The sequence below is a fragment of the Cronobacter malonaticus LMG 23826 genome (genome assembly GCF_001277215.2).
GTDB lineage: Bacteria > Pseudomonadota > Gammaproteobacteria > Enterobacterales > Enterobacteriaceae > Cronobacter > Cronobacter malonaticus.
Map to the genome: position 1 here is coordinate 2,136,951 of NZ_CP013940.1, position 20,443 is coordinate 2,157,393.

Annotated in this window: 18 protein-coding genes; 14 read left to right on the forward strand and 4 right to left on the reverse strand. The window is 60.0% G+C overall.

Features of this window, described 5'->3' with window-relative positions:
- Nucleotides 1-4 precede the first annotated feature (4 nt).
- Nucleotides 5-1,150 (reverse strand): putative ABC transporter substrate-binding protein YdcS, encoded by a 1,146-nt coding sequence (gene ydcS, locus AFK66_RS10145; RefSeq protein ID WP_007774762.1) that lies wholly within the window; start codon nt 1,148-1,150, stop codon nt 5-7.
- 388 nt (nt 1,151-1,538) lie between these two features.
- Nucleotides 1,539-2,960 (reverse strand): aminotransferase-like domain-containing protein, encoded by a 1,422-nt coding sequence (locus AFK66_RS10150; protein ID WP_023898816.1) that lies wholly within the window; start codon nt 2,958-2,960, stop codon nt 1,539-1,541.
- 197 nt (nt 2,961-3,157) lie between these two features.
- On the opposite strand from AFK66_RS10150, the gene AFK66_RS10155 reads away from it, so the two are divergent.
- The 14 genes from AFK66_RS10155 to AFK66_RS10215 all read left to right on the forward strand — a co-directional run bounded on the left by AFK66_RS10155 (nt 3,158) and on the right by AFK66_RS10215 (nt 18,691).
- Nucleotides 3,158-4,567: a cytochrome ubiquinol oxidase subunit I gene (locus AFK66_RS10155; protein WP_023898817.1), complete on the forward strand. Its 1,410-nt coding sequence runs from the start codon at nt 3,158-3,160 to the stop codon at nt 4,565-4,567.
- Nucleotides 4,567-5,577, forward strand: coding sequence for a cytochrome d ubiquinol oxidase subunit II (gene cydB, locus AFK66_RS10160; RefSeq protein WP_007774757.1), 1,011 nt, complete (start codon nt 4,567-4,569; stop codon nt 5,575-5,577). The genes AFK66_RS10155 and cydB overlap by 1 nt, the downstream gene beginning before the upstream one ends.
- A complete protein-coding gene (locus AFK66_RS21440) occupies nt 5,577-5,714 on the forward strand; it encodes a DUF2474 domain-containing protein (RefSeq protein WP_004387121.1) in 138 nt (45 codons plus the stop codon). The genes cydB and AFK66_RS21440 overlap by 1 nt, the downstream gene beginning before the upstream one ends.
- A gap of 123 nt (nt 5,715-5,837) precedes the next feature.
- Nucleotides 5,838-6,407 carry a TetR/AcrR family transcriptional regulator gene (locus AFK66_RS10165; protein ID WP_007774755.1) on the forward strand — a complete coding sequence of 190 codons (570 nt, stop codon included), beginning with the start codon at nt 5,838-5,840 and terminating at the stop codon, nt 6,405-6,407.
- 4 nt (nt 6,408-6,411) lie between these two features.
- Nucleotides 6,412-6,741 (forward strand): SMR family transporter, encoded by a 330-nt coding sequence (locus AFK66_RS10170; RefSeq protein ID WP_007774754.1) that lies wholly within the window; start codon nt 6,412-6,414, stop codon nt 6,739-6,741.
- A 403-nt stretch (nt 6,742-7,144) separates the two neighbouring features.
- Nucleotides 7,145-8,548: a glycoside-pentoside-hexuronide (GPH):cation symporter gene (locus AFK66_RS10175; RefSeq protein WP_007774753.1), complete on the forward strand. Its 1,404-nt coding sequence runs from the start codon at nt 7,145-7,147 to the stop codon at nt 8,546-8,548.
- 12 nt (nt 8,549-8,560) lie between these two features.
- Nucleotides 8,561-10,081, forward strand: coding sequence for an arabinosylfuranosidase ArfA (gene arfA, locus AFK66_RS10180; protein ID WP_007774752.1), 1,521 nt, complete (start codon nt 8,561-8,563; stop codon nt 10,079-10,081).
- Nucleotides 10,082-10,201: 120 nt separating this feature from the next.
- Nucleotides 10,202-11,389: a carbohydrate porin gene (locus tag AFK66_RS10185; protein WP_007774751.1), complete on the forward strand. Its 1,188-nt coding sequence runs from the start codon at nt 10,202-10,204 to the stop codon at nt 11,387-11,389.
- Between the two features lie 146 nt (nt 11,390-11,535).
- Nucleotides 11,536-13,152: a TIGR04028 family ABC transporter substrate-binding protein gene (locus tag AFK66_RS10190; protein ID WP_007774747.1), complete on the forward strand. Its 1,617-nt coding sequence runs from the start codon at nt 11,536-11,538 to the stop codon at nt 13,150-13,152.
- On the forward strand, nt 13,152-14,096 hold the full coding sequence (locus AFK66_RS10195) for an ABC transporter permease (protein WP_007774745.1): 945 nt from the start codon (nt 13,152-13,154) through the stop codon (nt 14,094-14,096). Before AFK66_RS10190 ends, AFK66_RS10195 begins: the two co-directional genes overlap by 1 nt.
- A complete protein-coding gene (locus tag AFK66_RS10200) occupies nt 14,096-14,944 on the forward strand; it encodes an ABC transporter permease (RefSeq protein ID WP_023898820.1) in 849 nt (282 codons plus the stop codon). The genes AFK66_RS10195 and AFK66_RS10200 overlap by 1 nt, the downstream gene beginning before the upstream one ends.
- Nucleotides 14,944-16,554, forward strand: coding sequence for a dipeptide ABC transporter ATP-binding protein (locus AFK66_RS10205; RefSeq protein ID WP_032986412.1), 1,611 nt, complete (start codon nt 14,944-14,946; stop codon nt 16,552-16,554). The genes AFK66_RS10200 and AFK66_RS10205 overlap by 1 nt, the downstream gene beginning before the upstream one ends.
- A complete protein-coding gene (locus AFK66_RS10210) occupies nt 16,551-17,600 on the forward strand; it encodes a putative FMN-dependent luciferase-like monooxygenase (RefSeq protein ID WP_023898823.1) in 1,050 nt (349 codons plus the stop codon). The genes AFK66_RS10205 and AFK66_RS10210 overlap by 4 nt, the downstream gene beginning before the upstream one ends.
- On the forward strand, nt 17,597-18,691 hold the full coding sequence (locus AFK66_RS10215) for an alkylhydroperoxidase domain protein (RefSeq protein WP_007774720.1): 1,095 nt from the start codon (nt 17,597-17,599) through the stop codon (nt 18,689-18,691). The genes AFK66_RS10210 and AFK66_RS10215 overlap by 4 nt, the downstream gene beginning before the upstream one ends.
- 27 nt (nt 18,692-18,718) lie before the next feature.
- Here the strand turns inward: AFK66_RS10215 and AFK66_RS10220 are convergent, their stop codons facing one another.
- Nucleotides 18,719-19,537 (reverse strand): Cof-type HAD-IIB family hydrolase, encoded by an 819-nt coding sequence (locus tag AFK66_RS10220; protein WP_007774718.1) that lies wholly within the window; start codon nt 19,535-19,537, stop codon nt 18,719-18,721.
- A 201-nt stretch (nt 19,538-19,738) separates the two neighbouring features.
- Nucleotides 19,739-20,302 carry a DNA endonuclease SmrA gene (gene smrA / locus AFK66_RS10225; protein ID WP_007774717.1) on the reverse strand — a complete coding sequence of 188 codons (564 nt, stop codon included), beginning with the start codon at nt 20,300-20,302 and terminating at the stop codon, nt 19,739-19,741.
- Nucleotides 20,303-20,443: the final 141 nt, after the last annotated feature.

Below are 20,443 nucleotides of genomic sequence, written 5' to 3' on the forward strand. Positions count from 1 at the left end.
GCGCTTAGCGCCCGCCCATGATGGCGATGTAATCCTGGGTCCAGCGGCTGTAGGGCACATATTTCCCGCCCTGCGACACCGGCGTTTTCCAGAAGGCGATTTTGTCGAAGAAGGTAAAGCCGTTGGTTTCGCAGCCCTTCTCACCCAGCAGCGTGCTGGCCTTACAGCCTTCCGGTACTGCCGGGAGCGAGCCGAACCAGGCGGCGACATCGCCCTGCACTTTCGGCGTCAGCGACCAGTTCATCCACTGGTAAGCACAGTTAGGGTGTTTCGCGTCGGCGTGCAACATGGTGGTGTCGGCCCAGCCGGTCACGCCCTCTTTCGGAAAGACTGTGGCGATGGGCTGGCCTTCGTTTTTCAGCGCGTTGGCCTGATACGGCCAGGCGCTGGCAGCCACGACGCCTTCGTTTTTGAAATCGCTCATCTGTACCGTGGTGTCATGCCAGTAGCGGTGGATCAGCTGATGCTGGTCGCGCAGCACTTTCAGCACCGCGCCATACTGCGCCTCGGTCAGTTGATAAGGATCGGTAATGCCAAGCTCCGGCTGAGTGGCTTTAACGTAGAGCGCCGCATCGGCGATATAAATTGGCCCGTCGTAAGCCTGCACGCGCCCCTGGTTGGATTTGCCGTCCGCCAGCGTCTGCTTCACAAACAGCACCGCCCAGCTGTCCGGCGGCGTCGGGAACGCTTTGGTGTTGTACATCAGCAGGTTTGGCCCCCACTGGTACGGCGTGCCGTAGACTTTACCGTCGAGATTAAACCATTCGCCTTTAACGAGGCGTGGGTCGATATTTTTCCAGTTCGGGATGAGCGCGGTGTTAATTGGCTGCACGCGTTTGCCCATAATAAGGCGCAGCGAGGCGTCGCCGGAGGCCGTGACCAGATCGTAACCGCCCTTCGCCATCAGGCTGACCATTTCATCCGACGTGGCGGCGGTTTTCACATTCACGGCGCAGCCGGTCGATTTTTCAAATTCGGTCACCCAGTCATAGGCTTTGTCGGTCTGGCCGCGTTCGATATAGCCCGGCCACGCGATGATATCGAGGCGGCCTTCACCCTGGCCGAGTTGGGAAGGCGGCTCGGCGGCGCTGGCGATGCTGGTCGTCAGGCACAGCGCGGCGGCCGCGCTAAGCGCGAAAGATTTGGTCATGGTCGTTGCTCCTGTCTGAATGATAAGTCGGCCGCCGTGCCGTAAAAATATCTCCCAAAATAACCATATACAGGCCCGGATAAACGCGCCTGCGGGCGCTGACGGAATTTATTCAGGTTGTGACAAACCGCGCACTCTTTATTGTTTCAGTGCTGTCGTTACATAAATCATGGGGTGGTTTTTCACAGTGTAGACAGGCGCTTAGCGATGTGAAGCGTTTTCCGTTAACTATTATGATTTCATATGCCCGAACGGAAAGACGATTAACAGAAATAATCGCTGTGGAATAAGCCTGAATCAAGCGTGGTTTTTTATTTCGGCAATAACCTTTTCTTTATTTGAGAATATAAACGCGCATCAAAGGGGATTATTTTGCGCGTTTATCGCCTCATTGCGGCGCTTTTGCCATTGCCTCGCGGATAAGCCGTGCGAGGGTCCTGACCGCCTGCTCTTCGCGTTCGCCCCACGCCCAGGAGGCGTTAAAGCGAAAATAGTTATGCCAGCGCGCGCTGGTGGTGAACATTTTGCCAGGCGCAATGCTTATCTGGTGCGCCAGCGCTTGCTCGTGAAGCTTTCCCGCATCAAGCGCCGCGGGTAGTTCTATCCAGAGGAAATAGCCGCTCTCGCTGCGGTGAATTTTAACCGCCTGTGGAAAGTGGCGGCGCAGCGACTGCCACGCCGCCTGTTTGCGCTCCGCCAGCACGCGGCGCAAACGCCGCAGGTGGGTGTCGTAGCGCCGCGTGGCGAGATAATCCACCAGCGCCATCTGCATCGGCGAGCTGGTGGAGAGCGTGCTCATCAACTGGAGCTGCTGGATGCGCTGCGCATGGCGCCCCGCCGCCACCCAGCCGATGCGAAACCCCGCCACCAGGCATTTGGAAAACGACGAACAGTGCAGCGTCAGTCCCTGGTCATCCCAGGCTTTCACTGGCAGCGGTTTCTCGCGCCCGTAATAAAGCTCGCTGTAGACATCATCTTCAATCAGCACCACGTTGTAGCGCGAAAGCAGCGCCATCAGCTGCTGCTTTTTCTGCGCGCTCAGCGTAAAGCCCAGTGGGTTCTGGGCGTTGCTCATCAGCCAGCAGGCTTTCACCGGATACTCCTGAAGCGCTTTTTCCAGCGCCGCGAGATCGATGCCGTTGACCGCGTCAGTGGCGACAGAGAGCGCCTTCAGCCGTAAGCGCTCCAGCGCCTGGAGCGCGCCGTAAAAACACGGGTTTTCAACAATCACCCAGTCGCCGGGCTCGGTCACCGCCTGGAGGCTCAGGTTTAATGCTTCGAGCGCGCCTGCGGTAATGACAATTTCATCCGGCGAGACGTTCATGCCCTGCATCGCGTATCGCCGGGCGATGGCGTGGCGCAGCGCCTCATTGCCCGGCGGCAGGTTTTCTATCACGCTCATGGCGTTGGCCGAGCGGCTGACGCTTGAGAGCGAGCGGTTAAGCTGCGCCAGCGGAAAGAGGCGCGGATCGGGAAACGCGGAGCCGAACGGCACCACGGCGGCGTCGGTGCTCGCCTGGAGCACGTCGAAAATATAGGTGTTGATGTCGACCTGCTCATCGCGCGTCACCTGTTCGAGCGCCTGCGGCGCGCGCGGCGTTGGCTTCGGGGCGACGTAGTAGCCGGATTGCGGGCGCGCCACGATAATCCCCTGGCTTTCCAGCGTCTGATAGGCGTGGCTCACGGTCATAAAGCTCATGCCGCTGCTGACCACCTGCTCGCGCAGCGATGGCAGCCGGTCGCCGGGGTGCCACACCCCGAGGGCAATCTGATCGGTTATCTGCTGAGCCAGCCGCTGGTATTTTTTCATCGCACCTCGCGGCATCCGGCCGCATTCACAAGGGGTTAACGCAGAGCGCGTATCATCGTGCCGTCTGGTTAGATCAGGCAAGCAAAATCGCAACTTTTTATTTAACTGTTATAGTCAAATAACGTTTTTCTGTTTCTGCACGTTCGTGCTGCCCCGGATTACCATGATCGCGGACAACGATATGTCATGAGGTTTGCATGTTTGGTTTAGATGCGTTTCATCTGGCAAGGATTCAGTTCGCCTTTACTGTCTCTTTCCACATTATTTTCCCCGCTATCACTATCGGTCTCGCCAGCTATCTGGCGGTGCTGGAAGGGCTGTGGGTGAAAACGAAAAATCCGGTATGGCGCTCGCTGTACCATTTCTGGTCGAAAATTTTCGCCGTTAACTTCGGGATGGGCGTGGTCTCAGGCCTGGTGATGGCCTATCAGTTCGGTACAAACTGGAGCGGCTTTTCACAGTTTGCGGGCAGTATTACCGGCCCGCTGCTGACCTACGAAGTGCTGACCGCCTTCTTCCTGGAAGCCGGTTTCCTCGGCGTAATGCTGTTTGGCTGGAACAAAGTCGGCCCCGGCCTGCACTTTTTCTCCACCTGCATGGTGGCGCTCGGCACGCTGATTTCGACCTTCTGGATCCTGGCCTCTAACAGCTGGATGCACACGCCGCAGGGCTTTGAGATCCACAACGGCCAGGTGGTGCCGGTGGACTGGGTGGCGGTGATATTTAACCCCTCTTTCCCGTACCGCCTGCTGCATATGTCGATAGCGGCGTTCCTGAGCAGCGCGTTTTTTGTCGGCGCGTCTGCCGCCTGGCATCTGCTGCGGGGTAACGATACGCCCGCGATTCGCCGCATGTTCTCCATGGCGCTGTGGATGGCGCTGATTGTCGCCCCCATTCAGGCGATGATTGGCGATATGCACGGGCTGAATACGCTTAAGCATCAGCCCGCCAAAATCGCGGCCATCGAAGGCCACTGGGAGAACCCGCCGGGCGAGGCGACGCCGCTGACGCTCTTCGGCATCCCTGATATGGACGAAGAACGCACCAAATACGCGCTGGAAGTGCCAAAACTCGGCAGCATTATCCTGACCCACAGCCTCGATAAACAGGTGCCGGCGCTTAAGGAGTTCCCGAAAGAAGATCGGCCGAACTCCACCATCGTGTTCTGGTCGTTCCGTATTATGGTGGCGATGGGGCTTTTGATGATTCTGCTTGGCGTGATTAGCGTCTGGCTGCGTTACAAGAACCGCCTCTACACCTCTCGCCCCTTCCACCACTTCGCGCTCTGGATGGGGCCTGCCGGGCTGATTGCCATTCTCGCGGGCTGGGTGACAACCGAAGTGGGCCGCCAGCCGTGGGTTGTGTACGGGCTGCAACGCACCCGCGACGCGGTCTCCGGCCACGGCGACCTGCAGATGAGCCTGAGCCTTATCGCCTTTATCGTGGTTTATACCTCGGTCTTCGGCGTCGGCTACAGCTATATGGTACGACTGATTAAAAAAGGGCCGCAGCCGCTGGATGATATGCCTTCCAGCACCGACGGCAGACCCGCGCGTCCGCTGTCGGCGGCTGGCGAATCTCTGGATAGCACAGAGGAGAAAGCGTAATGGGCATCGATCTCTCCATTATCTGGTTCGTGATTATCGTCTTCGCCACGCTGATGTATATCGTGATGGACGGCTTTGATCTCGGCATCGGCATTCTGTTTCCGTTTGTGCGTGACGGCCACGACCGCGATGTGATGGTTAACAGCGTGGCCCCGGTGTGGGACGGCAACGAAACCTGGCTGGTGCTGGGCGGTGCGGGCCTGTTCGGCGCGTTTCCGCTGGCCTATGCCGTTATCATCGACGCGCTGACCATTCCGCTGACGCTGATGCTGATTGGCCTTATCTTTCGCGGCGTGGCGTTTGAGTTCCGCTTTAAAGCGACGCCCGCCCACCGGCCCTTCTGGGATAAAGCGTTTCTGAGCGGCTCGATCCTGGCGACCTTCTGCCAGGGCGTGGTAGTGGGTGCCGTGATCAACGGCTTTAAAGTCACAGGCCGCACCTTCAGCGGTTCGGCGCTCGACTGGCTGACGCCGTTCAACCTTTTCTGCGGTGTTGGGCTGGTGGTGGCCTATGCGCTGCTCGGCGCAAGCTGGATTGTCATGAAAAGCGAAAACCAGCTGCACCACAATATGCGTCGCCTCGCGCGCTCGCTGCTGCTGGCGCTGTTGGCGGTGATCGTCATCATCAGCGCCTGGACACCGCTTGCGCATCAGGCCGTTTCCGATCGCTGGTTCACGCTGCCAAATCTCTGGTTCCTGCTGCCGGTGCCGGTACTGGTGGCGCTGTTCAGCCTCTGGCTGTGGCGTAAGCTTGCGGACACAGAGAGCCACACGCTGCCGTTCGTGCTGACGCTGGGGCTGATTTTCTTAGGGTTCAGCGGGCTTGGCATCAGCATCTGGCCTCACATCATTCCGCCTGATATCACGCTCTGGGAGGCCGCCGCGCCGCCCGCAAGCCAGGGCTTTATGCTGGTGGGCGCGCTGCTGATTATCCCGATCATTCTGGTCTACACCTTCTGGAGCTACTACGTGTTCCGCGGCAAAGTTCAGCATGGGGAGGGCTATCACTGATGGAACATCACGATTCGCCGCGCTGGAAAAAGCTGCTGTGGCTGGTGGTAATCTGGTCCGCGAGCGTTCTGGCGCTCGGCGCGGTCAGCATGGTGTTGCGCCTGCTGATGAGCGCCGCCGGGTTAAAAACCCACTAATCTTCTTTCAGGCCAGCCTTCGCGTTGGCCTTTTTCTTCCCCCACCGCGTTTAACTCCCATTTATTGAAAGTTGTCTGCACAGGCGATAGCATTAAACAATCCATCCAGACGGATTGTTAACTATGAGCAAAGCACATCATCGTTCAAAATCACCCGAGGCGCTGCGCCAGACGCTGCTGGAATGCGCCGCCGGGGTTATCGCCGAGCAAGGCCTGACGGGGCTGACGCAAGAGAAGGTCATTCGCCGCGCCGGGATCAGCAAAGGCGGTTTACAGCACCACTTCCCGACCCGCCAGGCACTGGTGGACGGCGTGATGGATCACCTTGAACAGGCGCTGCTGGAAGAGATCCAGACGCTGATGGCGCAGGATCCGAACCCGAACGGCCGCGCCACTCGCGCTTATATTCATGCGTGTGTCAGAAAAATGCCGGACAGTGAACAGGCAATGCACCGCGCGCTGATGACGGCGATTTTCGCCGACCCGGCGCTTCAGCAGCGCTGGGGCGTCTTTCTGCGGGACGCCCTGCCGCGCGACGACGACGAGCATGCCTCGCCGGACGTCGCTCGGCGTCGGCTGCTCTGCCGCATGACGGCAGATGGATTCTGGTTTGCCGCGCTCTGCGGCGACCATACGGTACCGCCTGACGATCGGGCGGCATTAATCGAAACTCTACTGGCAATGACGGAGTAACATCATGACCTGGCTGCTGCTCTCTGTGGCGATTGTGTGTGAAGTGATTGGCACGACATTTTTAAAGCTTTCTGAAGGCTTTACCCGTCTGCTGCCGACGCTGGTAACGGCGGTCTGTTACGGCATGGCGTTCTGGTGCTTAAGCGTCACCATGCGCACCATTCCGACCGGCATTATTTACGCCATCTGGTCTGGCGTTGGCGTCGTGCTGATTGGCGTGGTGGGCTGGATTTTTCTCGGCCAGAAGCTCGATCTGCCCGCCATGCTCGGCATGGGGCTGATTATCGCAGGCGTGCTCGTGATTAACCTCTTCTCTCACGCGGTCTCGCATTGATTTTCCGCCGGGCACACTTGCCCGGCCATCGTGTTTTCTTATTATTACCCCTTGCCAGTCCTGCTTTGTTGCTTTCTCGACCTAAGGATAATCCTAAGTCAGAAAATATATTTATATCACGCATAAAAATAAAGGCACAGTATTATTAAGACTATAAGCGCAGCGGCAAATAATAACTTTTTAAATTGCGCGCGACTATTTCCTGAAATGATAATCACCACAAGAAACAATTATCACGCCGCGCTTATTTTCATTCGAAATAGCGGTATGTATTTTTTTGTCATTTATATGGATGGGAAGCGGCATTTATAAAATATAAAAAGCGCGGCACATCGCACCGTGTATTCCTCCGCTACCTTATGCTCACCCTGGCTTTCAGGTATTTCATTCAACGAGGTTTATCATGGTGCAGCAATCAGCAGTGCTGGATAAAGTGACGCCTGCCCGGGACCGCCTGACGGTCCGGGAGAAATTAGGTTTCGGATTTGGTGATGCGGCCTGCAATATGAGCTGGGGGCCGGTAACCATGTTTTTAACCTGGTTTTATACCGATATATTTGGCTTAAACGCCGCCCTTATCGCCACAATGTTTTTAGTGGTGCGGCTGCTCGATGCGTTTATTGATCCGGTCATCGGCGCGCTGGCGGACCGCTACCCGACCCGCCACGGCCGTTTTCGCCCGTGGATCCTCTACGGCTGCGTGCCCTTTTGCGCCATCTGTATTTTCGCGTTTTATACGCCGGATTTAAGCACCGGCGCGAAAGAGATTTACGCCTTCGTCACCTATTTGCTGCTCTCGGTACTTTACAGCACCGTGAATATTCCTTACTGCTCGCTTGGCAGCGTGATCACCGCAAACCCGGTAGACCGCGTGGCTTGCCAGTCCTACCGCTTCACCATGGCCAACAGCGCCGTGCTGCTCTGCTCTCTGACGCTGCTGCCGCTGGTCGATTATCTGGGCGGCGGCAACCAGCAGAAAGGCTTTTTTATTACTAACGCGATGTTCTCGGTTATCGGCCTGTGCCTGTTTTTACTCTGCTTTTTTAATACCCGCGAGCGCATTATGCCGCAGCGCGAAAAGCAGGAAAATATCGTGCGTAATTTCCGCTCGGCCTTTAAAAATGACCAGTGGCTGATGGTCGTCGCCGGGATGTTTATTGGCTGTATTCCGGCGTTCGTTTGCGGCGGCGCGACTATCTATTTCACCAAATATTTAATGCATCTCGATAACACCATGACGACGCTGTTTATCAGTATTGGCGTGGTCGCCTGCGTGCTCGGTAATCTCGCGACGAGTTTCGTCACCCGTTATATTTGCAAAGTGAAACTGTATATCGCCGTGGGCTTTATTACGGCCGCTATTTCCGTCGGGATTTATTTTGTCGACCCGCAAAATGTGATGCTGATCTTTATTCTCAATACGCTGCGCGCGTGGATTGGCGCGATTACCGTTCCGGTATTCTGGTCGTTTATCGCCGATGCCGACGATTATGGCGAATGGAAACTTAAAAAACGCATGTCCGGTATTTACGCCTCCGGCAACCTGTTTGCGCTGAAAGTGAGCCTCGCCATCGGCGGTGCCATTACCGCGCTGGTGCTTTCCGCCACGCATTATGTTCCTGAAGCCACCGTGCAGGCACCCGCAACACAGCAGGCCATTATGATGCTGATTACCTTTATTCCGGCCATCGGCGGCGTACTGACCTCCACCATTTTCCTGTTTTATAAGCTCGACAAAAAGACGATGCAGAAAATTCAGGATGACCTGAGCGTCGGCAAATATGCCAGCGATACCGCCCTTCGTTAATAAGGAGACGTTATGACCACGCTTTCATTCACGCTCGATCCGCAGAACGTGATTTCCGCCATCGACCCGCGCCTGTTTGGCTCGTTCATTGAACATCTGGGCCGCGCGGTCTACACCGGCGTCTATGAGCCGGAGCACCCGCTCGCGGATGAGGACGGGTTTCGTAAGGATGTGATCGATCTCGTCAAAGGGCTGCACGTCACCACGGTGCGCTACCCCGGCGGCAATTATGTCTCCGGTTTTAACTGGCGCGACAGCATCGGCCCAAAAGCAGATCGCCCGGTGCGCCTCGACTATGCCTGGATAAGTAAAGAGACCAACCAGTTTGGCATTGATGAGTTTGCGCGCTGGTGCGAAAAAACCGGCGTCGAGCCGATGATCGCCGTGAACCTCGGTACCGGCACGCCGCAGGAGGCAGGTTATTTCGCCGAGTACTGCAACCACCCCGGCGGCACGACACTCAGCGATTTGCGCATTCAGCACGGACGCCGCGAGCCGTATAACTTCCGCCTGTGGTGTCTTGGCAATGAGATGGACGGGCCGTGGCAGACCGGGCAAATGAACGCCCGCGAGTATGCGCATAAGGCGCGTGAAACCGCGAAAATCCTGCGCTGTATCGACCCTCAGGCGCAGCTGGTGGCGTGCGGCAGCTCCAGCTCGGCGATGACCACATTCCCGGAGTGGGACCGCATCGTGCTGGAAGAGCTGTACGATTACGTCGATTTCATCTCCTGTCATCAGTATTACGAGAACGAAGGCAGCGAGACCGATTTTCTCGCCTCGTTCGTCAATATGGATAATTTCATCGAAACCATCGTCAGCACCGCCAATTACGCCAAAGCGGTGCGGCGCAGCAATAAAGAGATGATGATCTCCTTTGATGAGTGGAACGTCTGGTATCTGCGCGGCGATCCGTGGGACGCGCCGATGAAAGATCCGGCGAACCGCTTCCGTGAGGCACCGCCGCTGCTGGAAGACCGCTATTCGTTTCTCGACGCGCTGGTGATGGGCGGGCTGCTCTGCTCGCTGCTGAACCACGCCGACCGGGTGAAAATGGCGAGCCTGGCGCAGCTGGTGAATGTCATCGCGCCGATTTTCACGGAGCCTGGCAAAGGCGCGCTCTGCCAGACGCTTTACTGGCCGTTCGAGATGGTCGCGAGCGTCAGCGACGGCGTGGTGCTGCGCCACCAGCTGCCGGTGCCGACGTTTGCGAGCAAATATGGCGACGCCCGCAACGTTCAGTCGTCGGTGGTGTATAACGAGGCGCGCGGCGAAATTTATCTATTCGCCGTGAACTGCGATTTCACCACCGCTTATGAGCTTGATATCAACCTGCCCGCCTTCAGCGACTGCCGTCTGAAGGAACACAAAATACTGCGCAGCGACGACCTCTATGCGAAAAACACCTTCGACGATCCGAACCGCGTGCGCCCGGAGATTATCGATTACCCGCACGGCAGCCTGCGTGAAAACACACTCACGCTCGCGCCGCTGACCTGGAACCGTATCACGCTCTCGGTCGCCCGCGCGTAAAGGAGAACGCCCCGCGCCTCGCGCGTACGGAATAAAACCTCTGACAGGCCCGCACCGCCGTTTTTGGACGGCGGTAAGGCCGCCTTATGCCCAAAAACTGACAACAATAAGAGAGACACGATGAAAAAGATGATGGTACTGCCCTGTGTGTTCAGCCTGCTTGCGCCCTGCGCGATGGCGGAAATGAAAGTGACTACGCCGCAGGGCGATCTAAAATTCTACGGCGATGTGGAATTTAACGTCGACGCGGCGAGCCGCACCGGGCAGCTTACGTCGCTGCGCACCTCTGACGATAAAGACTGGAAACCGGGCGACCATGAAAAGTGGGACGTCAACGGCCGTATTCTGCTGGGCGTGGATGGCTACCGTGAGAAGAACGGCAATTTCGCCGGCTTCACGGTGCAGCCGCTCGCGGATCTGTCAGGGCATACCAATCTTGATGACGCGGCGTTTTACTTCGGCCAGCCGCAGGCCTGGAAAATCAAGGTCGGCCGTTTTGAAGCTTACGACATGTTCCCGCTCAATCAGGACACCTTTATTCAGTACTCCGGCAACACCGCGAACGATATTTACGGCGACGGCTTCGGCTACGTCTACATGATGAAAGAGGGCCGCGGGCGCAGCAGCAACGGCGGCGCGGTGCAGTTCAGCGGCGAATACGGCAACTGGTATTTCGAGCTGAACAATATGGTGAAAGACGGCACCACGCTGTTTGCCGACGATACCTATCACGGCAACGCGCTGGAGAATAAAAAGAACGTCATTTATATGCGCCCGGTGGTTGCGTGGCGCGACGACCACTTCTCCGCCGCCGTGGCGATGGAAACCAACGTGGTGAGCAACGCTTACGGCTATAACGACGCCCAGGGGCGGTTTCAGGATCAGTCAGACCGCACCGGCTATGGCGCGACCTTCACCTGGAACAGCCTGAAGAACGATCCGGACGACGGCACGGTGATTAACCTTAATACCGCCTATATGAACGCCGATGACGAAACCGACTTCAGCGCCGGGGCCAACGTGCTGTGGCGTCATCTGGAGCTTGGCTATATCTACGCCCATAACAATATTGATGACTTCAATATGTCGAGCGTTGGTGAAGAGGACGGCCAGCTGAAATATCCAGGCAAATATGACATTCACACCGTACATCTCTCTTACGGCTTCACTAACGTGATGGATATGGACAACTTTAATATCTACCTCGGTGCCTACTGGTCGCAGCTCTCGCTTAAAGAGAGCGACTACGATAACGAAGGCGATAAAGACCGCTACGGCGCCCGCGTGCGCTTTAAATATTTCTTCTGACGCCCTCGCCCCTTCGCGCCTGCGGAGGGGCCAAATATATTTTCCGCATTTAGATAGCGATTTTTGTTGGTTCTCATCCCCGACGGCCTGCGTTTTTATAACGTCGACAGACAGTTAATAACAACGGACGATAAGGGACATTCACCATGCATTTTTCCATTACCGCGCGCGGCGTGGCGCTCGGCCTCGCGTTTGGGCTGATAAATACGGCCAGCGCCGCGCCGGTGAAAGGCGGCACGCTGATTTATCTGGAGCAGCAGGCGCACACGACGCTCTACCCGCCCGCAGGCGGCTTTTACCCCAACGGCGGCATCCTGAACCAGATAACCGATAAGCTCACCTGGCAGAACCCAAAAACGCTGGAAATAGAGCCGTGGATAGCGCAGTCCTGGAGCAGCAACGCGGATAAAACCGAATACACCTTTAAAATCCGCCCCGGCGTAACGTTCTCTGACGGCACGCCGCTTGACGCCAGTGCGGTGGCGAAAAACTTCGACACCTACGGACTTGGCAATAAGGCGCAGCGCCTGCCGGTTTCCGAGGTCATCAATAACTATCAGCGCAGCGAAGTCGTCGATCCGCTGACGGTGAAGTTTTACTTCAGCAAACCCTCGCCCGGCTTTTTACAGGGCACCTCGGCGATTGGCTCCGGGCTGGTGTCGCTCAGTACGCTCGCGCGCAATCTTGATGAGCTTGGCGACGCGCGGCATATCATCGGCTCCGGCCCGTTTGTGGTACAGAGCGAGACGCTGGGCCGCGAGGTGAATCTTACCGCGCGCAAGGATTATCAGTGGGGGCCGCAGAACAGCGCGCAGCAGGGCCCGGCGAATCTCGACGGCATTAAAATCGTGGTGACGCCGGAGGACAGCGTGCGCATCGGCGCGCTGCTGGCAGGCCAGGCGGACGCCATTCGCCAGGTGCAGGCGTATGATGAAAAACAGGCGGCGGATCAGCAGTTTCCTGTCTATGCCGCGCCGACCCGCGGCGTCAATGACAGCATCGCCTTTCGCCCCGCCAACCCGCTGGTGGCCGATGTAAAAGTGCGCCAGGCGCTGCTTCACGCGACCAACGCGCGCCAGATTGTCGATACCCTCTTTTCACCGAACTATCCGGTCGCTACTTCTGTGGTGGCGAAAAGCGCGCCCGCCTATCGCGATTTAAGCGCCAGACTGACCTTTGACCCCGCGCTTGCGAACCGTTTGCTGGATGAAGCCGGCTGGCAAAAAGGCGCGAACGGGATTCGAACCAAAGCGGGACAGCCGCTGAGCCTGACGGTTTATGAATCGCTGCCGCAGCCGCAGAATAAAGAGGTGCTGCAACTGGTGGCGCAGCAGTGGAAACAGGTGGGCGTGCAGCTCAACGTGCGCGCGGGCGACGCGGGCACCAAAGCGCAGGACAGCCTGGACCCGGCCAAAACGCCGGTGAACGTGGTGGAGGTGGGCCGCGCCGATCCGGACGTCATCAAAAGCCAGTTCCACCCGTTAAACCGCGACGCGCTGCTGCAAAAAGGCGGCCTGAGCCAGAAAACCGATTTTATCGACGACAAGCTTAATGCGCTGCTCACCACCATCGCCTCGGAGGTCGACCCGCAAAAACGTCTCGCAGCGGCGGGCGACGCGCAGGCGTATCTCATCGATAACGCCTACATCATTCCGATTTTCGAAGAGCCGCAGGTCTACGCCGCCGCGCCGTGGGTGAAAAACCTCACGTTTGAAGCGGTAGGCCGTCCGAGCTTTTACGGCGTCTGGCTGGAGAAACACTGATGGACGGGCGTTATCTCGCCGCGCGGGTTGGTCAGGCGCTGCTGGTGTTGTGGGCGAGCTTTACGGTTTCGTTTGTGCTGCTGCAACTGCTGCCGGGCGATGCGATCGCCATTAAGTTTCAGAACCCGGAGCTTGGGTTAAACGCCGCCCAGATAGCGCAGATGCGCACCGCCTACGGTGCCGACGCGCCGCTGTGGCGGCAATACCTGGAAAGCCTCGGCGGCGCGCTGCGCGGCGATTTCGGCTTTTCTCTCCAGGCGGGCGTACCGGTGAGCGCCCTGCTCGCGGCAGGCCTCCCCGCCACGCTGCGCCTCGCCGCGCTCGGGTTTACGCTGGCGCTGGTTATCGCCGTCCTGCTCGCCGCGCTCTCCACGCTGAGTTACGGGCGCGTGCTGCGTCGGGCGTTCGCGGCGCTGCCGTCGCTGTTTGTCGCGGTGCCGACGTTCTGGCTCGGCATCACGCTTATTCAGCTTTTTTCTTTCCAGTGGCGGCTCATCCCGGTGATTAATCCGGGCTTCTGGGAGGGGCTGATACTGCCGGTGATGACGCTTGCGGTGCCCATCAGCGCCCCGCTGGCGCAACTGCTGATTCGCAATATTGACGTGGTGATGCACCAGCCCTTTGTTACCGTCGCGCGCGCCAAAGGCGCCAGCCACCGCGGCGTGTTGTGGCGTCACGTGGCGCGCAACGCCCTGCTGCCGGTGCTGACCGTCGCGGGCCTGCTGCTGGGTGAACTCATCGCCGGCGCGCTGGTGACCGAAACCGTGTTTGGCTTAAACGGGCTTGGGCAACTGACCCGCGACGCGGTGAACAATCAGGATCTGGCCGTGTTACAGGCCATCGTACTGGTGGCGGCGCTCGGGTTTGTACTCATCAATCTGCTGGTGGATCTGCTCTATCCGCTGCTCGATCCCCGGCTGTCACTGTCGCGGAGGGCCGCCTGATGACCACACTTGACCTCTCACACGTCCGGGCGCGCCGCGGGCGTTTTTTGCGCCGCCCGCATCTGCCGCCAGGGCTGGCGCTCGCCTGGCTTACGCTGTTGCTGGCCGCGCTGTGGGCGCTCTTTCCGTCCCTCTTCACCGCGTTTGATCCGCTCACCGGCACGCCGGGCGCGCAGCGCCTGCCGCCGGGAGCCGAACACTGGCTCGGCACCGATCAGCTGGGGCGCGATCTTTACGCCCGGCTGGTCTGGGGCGCGTCGCATACGCTCAGCGGCGCGCTGGTAGCCGTCGCGCTGGGGCTTGGCGCAGGCACGCTGTATGGCGTCGTCGCGGGTGCCGCGGGCGGTCGCACCGAGCAATGGCTGATGCGGCTGGTGGATGTGCTGCTCGCGATCCCCGGCCTGCTGCTGGCGCTGTGCGTCATCATTCTGCTTGGTTTTGGCACGGTGAACGCCGCGCTGGCGGTGGGCGTCACCTCGGTGGCGAGCTTCGCGCGTCTTGCCCGCGCCGAAGTCGTCCGCGTGCGGCATACCGATTATGTCGAGGCGGCGATCGCCTGCGGCGGCACGTTCTTCAGCACGCTGTGGCGCCATATTCTACCCAACTCGCTGACCTCGGTGCTGGCCTACGCCGCGCTCCAGTTCGGCAACGCCATTCTTGCGCTCTCCACGCTGAGCTTTCTCGGTTACGGCACGCCGCCGCCCACGCCGGAATGGGGGCTGCTCATTGCCGAAGGGCGCAACTATCTCTCGACCGCCTGGTGGCTCACCACCTTCCCCGGCGTTGCGGCGATCGCCGTGGTGCTGGCCGCCAATACCCTCAGCCACCACTACACCCGGAGAGCATGATGAGCGAACCTGTACTGAATGTGCGCAATCTGAGCCTCGGCTGGCGTCACGGGCGCGACGTGCGCCGTGTGGTTCATAACGTCTCTTTTTCCGTCGCTCCCGGCGAAGTGCTGGCGATTGTCGGCGAATCCGGCTCCGGCAAGACCACGCTCGCGCAGACGATTATCGGGCTTGCGGGCGAAAACGGCGTATGGCTGGGCGGGGATATCCGCCTGAACGGCGAAACGATAACCCACGCGAGCGAGCGGCGGATGAACGCGCTGCGCGGCAAAGTCATCAGCCTGGTGCCGCAGGACCCCGGCAGTTCGCTGAACCCGGTGAAAACCATCGGCGATCAGGTCGCAGAGGTGTTAGCGCTTCACACCGGGCTTAGCCGCCGCGCGCGTGACGCAGAAGTGGTGGCGCTGCTTGCGCGCGTCGGGCTGAGCGAACCGGCGCTGCGGGCGAAACAGTATCCGCACCAGCTCTCCGGCGGCATGAAACAGCGGGTGCTGATCGCCATTGCGCTGGCGCTGAAGCCCGCGCTTATCATCGCCGATGAGCCCACCAGCGCGCTGGATGTGACGGTGCAGGCGCGCATTCTCGATCTGCTGGATGAACTGCGCCGCGACGCCGGCACCGCCGTGCTGTTTATCACGCACGATCTGGCGCTCGCCGCCTCGCGCGCCGACCGGCTGCTGGTGTTTCGTCACGGCGAGATCCAGGAGCTGGGGAGTGCAGCGCAAATCACCCACGCGCCGCGCGCGGCCTATACCCGGCAACTGTTTGCCGACGCCCCGGCGTTCGCCGACGGCTTTCGTCCCCGCCCGGCGCGAAATGGCCCGCCGGCTGCGGAGATCCGGGCGCTAACGCAGCGTTTTACGCTCGGCGGCGGCCATACGTTGACCGCGCTGGATGCGGTAAACCTGACGCTGGAACGCGGCATGACCCATGCGCTGGTGGGCGAATCCGGCAGCGGCAAAACCACGCTGGCGCGCATTTTGCTCGGCTTTCAGACGCCGGTCAGCGGCACGGTGACGGTGAATGGCAACGAGTACGCCACGCTTACGCGTGAAGCACAACGCCCGCTGCGCCAGACGATTCAGATGGTGTGGCAGAACCCGTTCTCGTCGCTCGATCCGCGCCAGAGTCTGTTCTCGATTATCGAAGAGCCGCTTCGCAACTTTACCCGCCTCTCCCGCGCCGAGCGGCGCGAGAAGGTCTGTGACATGGCCGCGCGCGTGGCGCTGCCCCCTGCGCTGCTCGCGCACAGGCCGCATCAGCTCTCCGGCGGCCAGCGTCAGCGTGTGGCGATCGCGCGGGCGCTCATCCCCGGCCCGCAAATCGTCATTCTTGATGAGGCGACGTCAGCGCTGGATGTCACCGTACAGGCGCAGATCCTGACGCTCCTTGAAACCCTGCAGGATGAGCTTTGCCTCACCTACCTGTTTATCTCTCACGATCTGGCGACCGTGCGCCGCTTCGCGCACCAGGTCTCGGTGCTGCGTGCCGGAAAGCTTGTGGAGCATGGCGATGTCGCCACGGTCTTCCGCGCGCCGCAAAACGACTACACGCGCCAGTTGCTTAACGCCATTCCGGCGCCCCGCCCGTTTAATAAGGATGTCGCATGACCAAAAAACGCTTAGGTTTTTTCACCCGCCTGCTGGACCGCGTCAGCGCGGCCGAGCGCTACCGCCTCGCCACCGAGCAGATCCTGCACGCCGAACGCAGCGGTTTCGACACCGCCTGGGTGGCGCAGCATCACTTTCATGAAGCGGAAGGCGGGCTGCCCTCGCCGCTGCTGTTTTTAGCGCACGTGGCGGCGCAGACCCGGCGCATCCGGCTCGGTACGGGGATCATTACGCTGCCGATGGAATCGCCGCTGCGCGTGGCGGAAGACGCCGCCGTGCTGGATCTGCTCAGCGACGGGCGCGTGGAGCTGGGGCTGGGCTCCGGCGGTACGCCCTCATCGTTCCCGCCGTTCGGGCTGCAAAGCGAGGAACGCGGCGAAGCCTATGGGCGTCATCTGGCGCTGCTGCGCGCGGCGCTGAACGATGAGCCGCTGGCGGGCACCGATAATCACCTCTACCCGGCGGCGCGCGGGTTGCGCCTGCGGCTCTGGCAGGCGACTTTCTCGGTGGACGGCGGCGCGCGCGCCGGCCGCGACGGCGACGGCCTGATGCTGTCACGCACCCAGCCGCGTCCGCCAGGCGAGCCGGATATGCCGCTGGACGCGTTGCAAAACCCGATTATCGACGCCTATCTCGACGCGCTGCCCGTCGGCGTCGCGCCGCGCATTATGGCCTCGCGCACCGCGTTTGTGACGGATAACGGCGACGACGCCCGCCGCTTCGCGCAAACCGGGCTTGCGGCCCAGGCGACGCAGTTCCGCGCCCAGGGCCACCGGCTCGCGGGCGAGACGCTGGAGGATTATATCGCCGCGTTCGATGTCCATCTCGGCACGCCGCAGGAAACGCTCGCCACGCTGTCGCGCGATACGGCGCTGGCGCGCGCCACCGTTCTGTCGTTCCAGGTGCACTCTATCGATCCGCCGCACCCGTTTATTTTGCGCTCCATCTCACTGCTGGCGCAGCAGGTGGCCCCCGCGCTTGGCTGGAAACCGGCAGCGCCGTTCGCTGATGTCGCCTCCCTTAACCCGATCAAGGAAACCTTATGACCCGCTCGCCCGATCTTCTCGATATCCTGGCGGATATCGCCCCCGGCTCTCCGCTGGCGCTGGCGCGCGCCACCCGCGATGCCGCCACGCAGAACACTGCCCGTAGCCGCGAGGCCCTGTTTAACGGCATAAGCGATCTCACCCGCGCGGAGCGCCTGCAGCTCGCCCGCGAGGTGGCGCGCTGGCATGAGGATGAGGCGCTGTACGCACACTATTCGGCGGCGCTGAAAGACGAACAGGCGCCGCCCGCGCGTCTCTCCGCCGCGCTCGGCCATGCGGAGATCCTGGCGTTTCGCCCGGTACAGGCGACCGCGCAGGCGATAACGGCGCTGACGGACGCCGGGTTTAGCGAAGAAGCCATTGTGACGCTCGCGCAGGTGGTGGCGTTTGTCAGTTTTGAGAGCCGACTGCTGCGCGGTTACCGGCTGATTAACGGCGGGCGCGTGGCGGGCGAAACGGCCATTCCGCCCGCCGGCCGCTGGCATACCACGCCCACCACGCACAGTGGACAGCCTGCCCCGACCGCCTTCACGCAGGATGAGCTGGGCTGGGAGCCGTGGCTTGCGCCGAAAGCGCTCGCCGCCTTCAGCCCGGACGAGCAGGAGACGCTGCGCCGTTTCGGACATCAGGATTCCGGGTATTTCCGCCTGCTGGCGCGTAACCTGCCCGTGCTGGAAGCCCGGACGCTGACGGACAAAGGGATTTTCTACACTCCAGGCGGGCTGGCGCGGGCGGAGCGTGAGCTGGCGGCGACGGTCGCGAGCAAAGTGAATGGCTGCATTTACTGCGCCTCGGTGCATGCGCGCAAGGCGAGTCAGCTGTCCAAAGATAACGACGCGGTGCAGCTGCTGCTGGAGGTGGCGCCGGGCGGGAGCCTGAGCGCCGGACAGTCGGCGCGCTGGCAGGCGATTATCGATTTCAGCGCGGCGCTGTCGGCCACCCCCGCCACGGCTGGCGCGGCGCATGTGGCAGCACTCCGTGAGCTGGGGTTGACCGATCTCGAGCTGCTGGATCTGGTGCAGGCCACGGCGTTTTTCGCCTGGGCCAACCGCCTGATGCTGACGCTCGGCGAGCCTTTTATTCCGGCCTGACCTGCCGCCGGGCGCGTGAGTGCCCGGCTACTGCGCGTTAAACGGGCTGTGGTGATTCAGAACGGCGTCAATCACCTGCAGCGCGCCGCTCTGGTTGTTAGAGCTGGTTGTATAACGCGCGGTCTCTTTCACTTCCGCCGCCGCGTTATCCATCGCAAACGAGTATTTCACCAGACGCAGCATTTCGAGGTCATTGGCGCTGTCGCCCACCGCCACGCAGGCGTCCGGCGTGATGTTCCAGCGCGCCATCAGACGCTCAAGGCCGCTCGCTTTGTGCGAGCCGGGAATAATCAGATCGACAAAACCGTAGCCGCTGGTCACGGGCTTAACGACGCCTTCCAGCTCGTTATGCAGGTTTTCAATCAGCGCGGGAATCTGGTCATCCGGCAGGTTAAGCGAGAATTTGAAAATGACGTCGTCGATATCGAGCAGGTTCTCCACCGGCTTCAGGCGGTGATAATGCTTCGCCATCAGGCTGATGAACGCCTCCGGCGCGCCCGCCTGGTAGTACGCGCTCGCAAGCCCGCACACCACATAGTTGAAATCGCCCTGCGCCTGGAGCGTATTCACCACCTGGTGATACTGCTCGCGGGTCAGCTCGCCGTGATGAATGCGCTCGCCGTGGTCATAGACCAGCGCGCCGTTTTCGGCGACAAAGGCTATTTCGTCTTTGATCTCCGGAAAAAACGAGATGAGCTGGTAATACTGGTTACCGCTCGCCACCACGAATTTAATGCCTTGCTGCTTCAGCGCCGCATACTGCGTGGTAAACCTTTCTTTATCGTACTGTTTGTTATCGTTAAGAAAGGTGCCGTCCATATCTACTGCGATGAGCTGAATTTTCATACTGCCTCATTGAGTCATTACCACATAAGCGGCTCATGCTATCACTGTTTCATGCAGATTCCATATGAGTAAAGGTGGAATCATTTTCATATGAAACCTTCAGGTTTGCGCGAAGCGTCTCTGTTTAAAGATAGCGGAAACCGCAGCGCGGCTGACAGGAAGTATGATGCAGAAAAACCGGGCGCAGACGCCCGGTATGGATTAGCGGCTGCGCTTGGCGTGGCGCTCCCAGTTCTCCTGCTTCGCCTCGGCGGATTTTTTCAGCGCCACATAGCAGGCCCCGCTGCCGCCGTGGTGGGCGAGCGCGGTGCAAAACGCCTGTACGTCATCAAGCTCGGTCAGCCAGCGCGCCAGATAGCTGCGCACGACATTGGCATGGGAGTTATCCTCGCGCCCTTTGCCGTGAATGATCAGCAGATTGCGCAGTCCGTCGCGTTTCGCCTGGTGAATGAAGGCAAAGAGCATCTGGCGACACTGCTCCACGGGCTGGCGCAGCAGATTTAGACTCGCCTGCTGGGTATATTTACCGAGCCGCAGTTTATCCAGCACGCCCTGCTGTAACCCCTCGCGGCGGAATTCCAGCGGCTGTTCGCGCGGAATGAGATCCAGAAAACCGGTGGTCAGCGGGTTGTCGAGTTGTAACGTGTCGATACGCGGCGCAAGGCGCGGGGCTTTCGGTTTCAGGCACGGCGCGACGTTGGCGTTTTTCAGGGGTTTGACATCTTCCATGGCGTCAAGAAAGAGTGATTTGTCGTCAGGGTTCACGGTCAATCCTCCGGGACTTCGTCAAGGCGCACACTATAGCCTCCCTTTCAGAATGGCTCAATGTGCAGCGCTGTGCGCACTATTTTCTGCCGGGATTTCTCATGACGGGTAGAGGCGATGTGATTAATGTCAAAAAAAGCG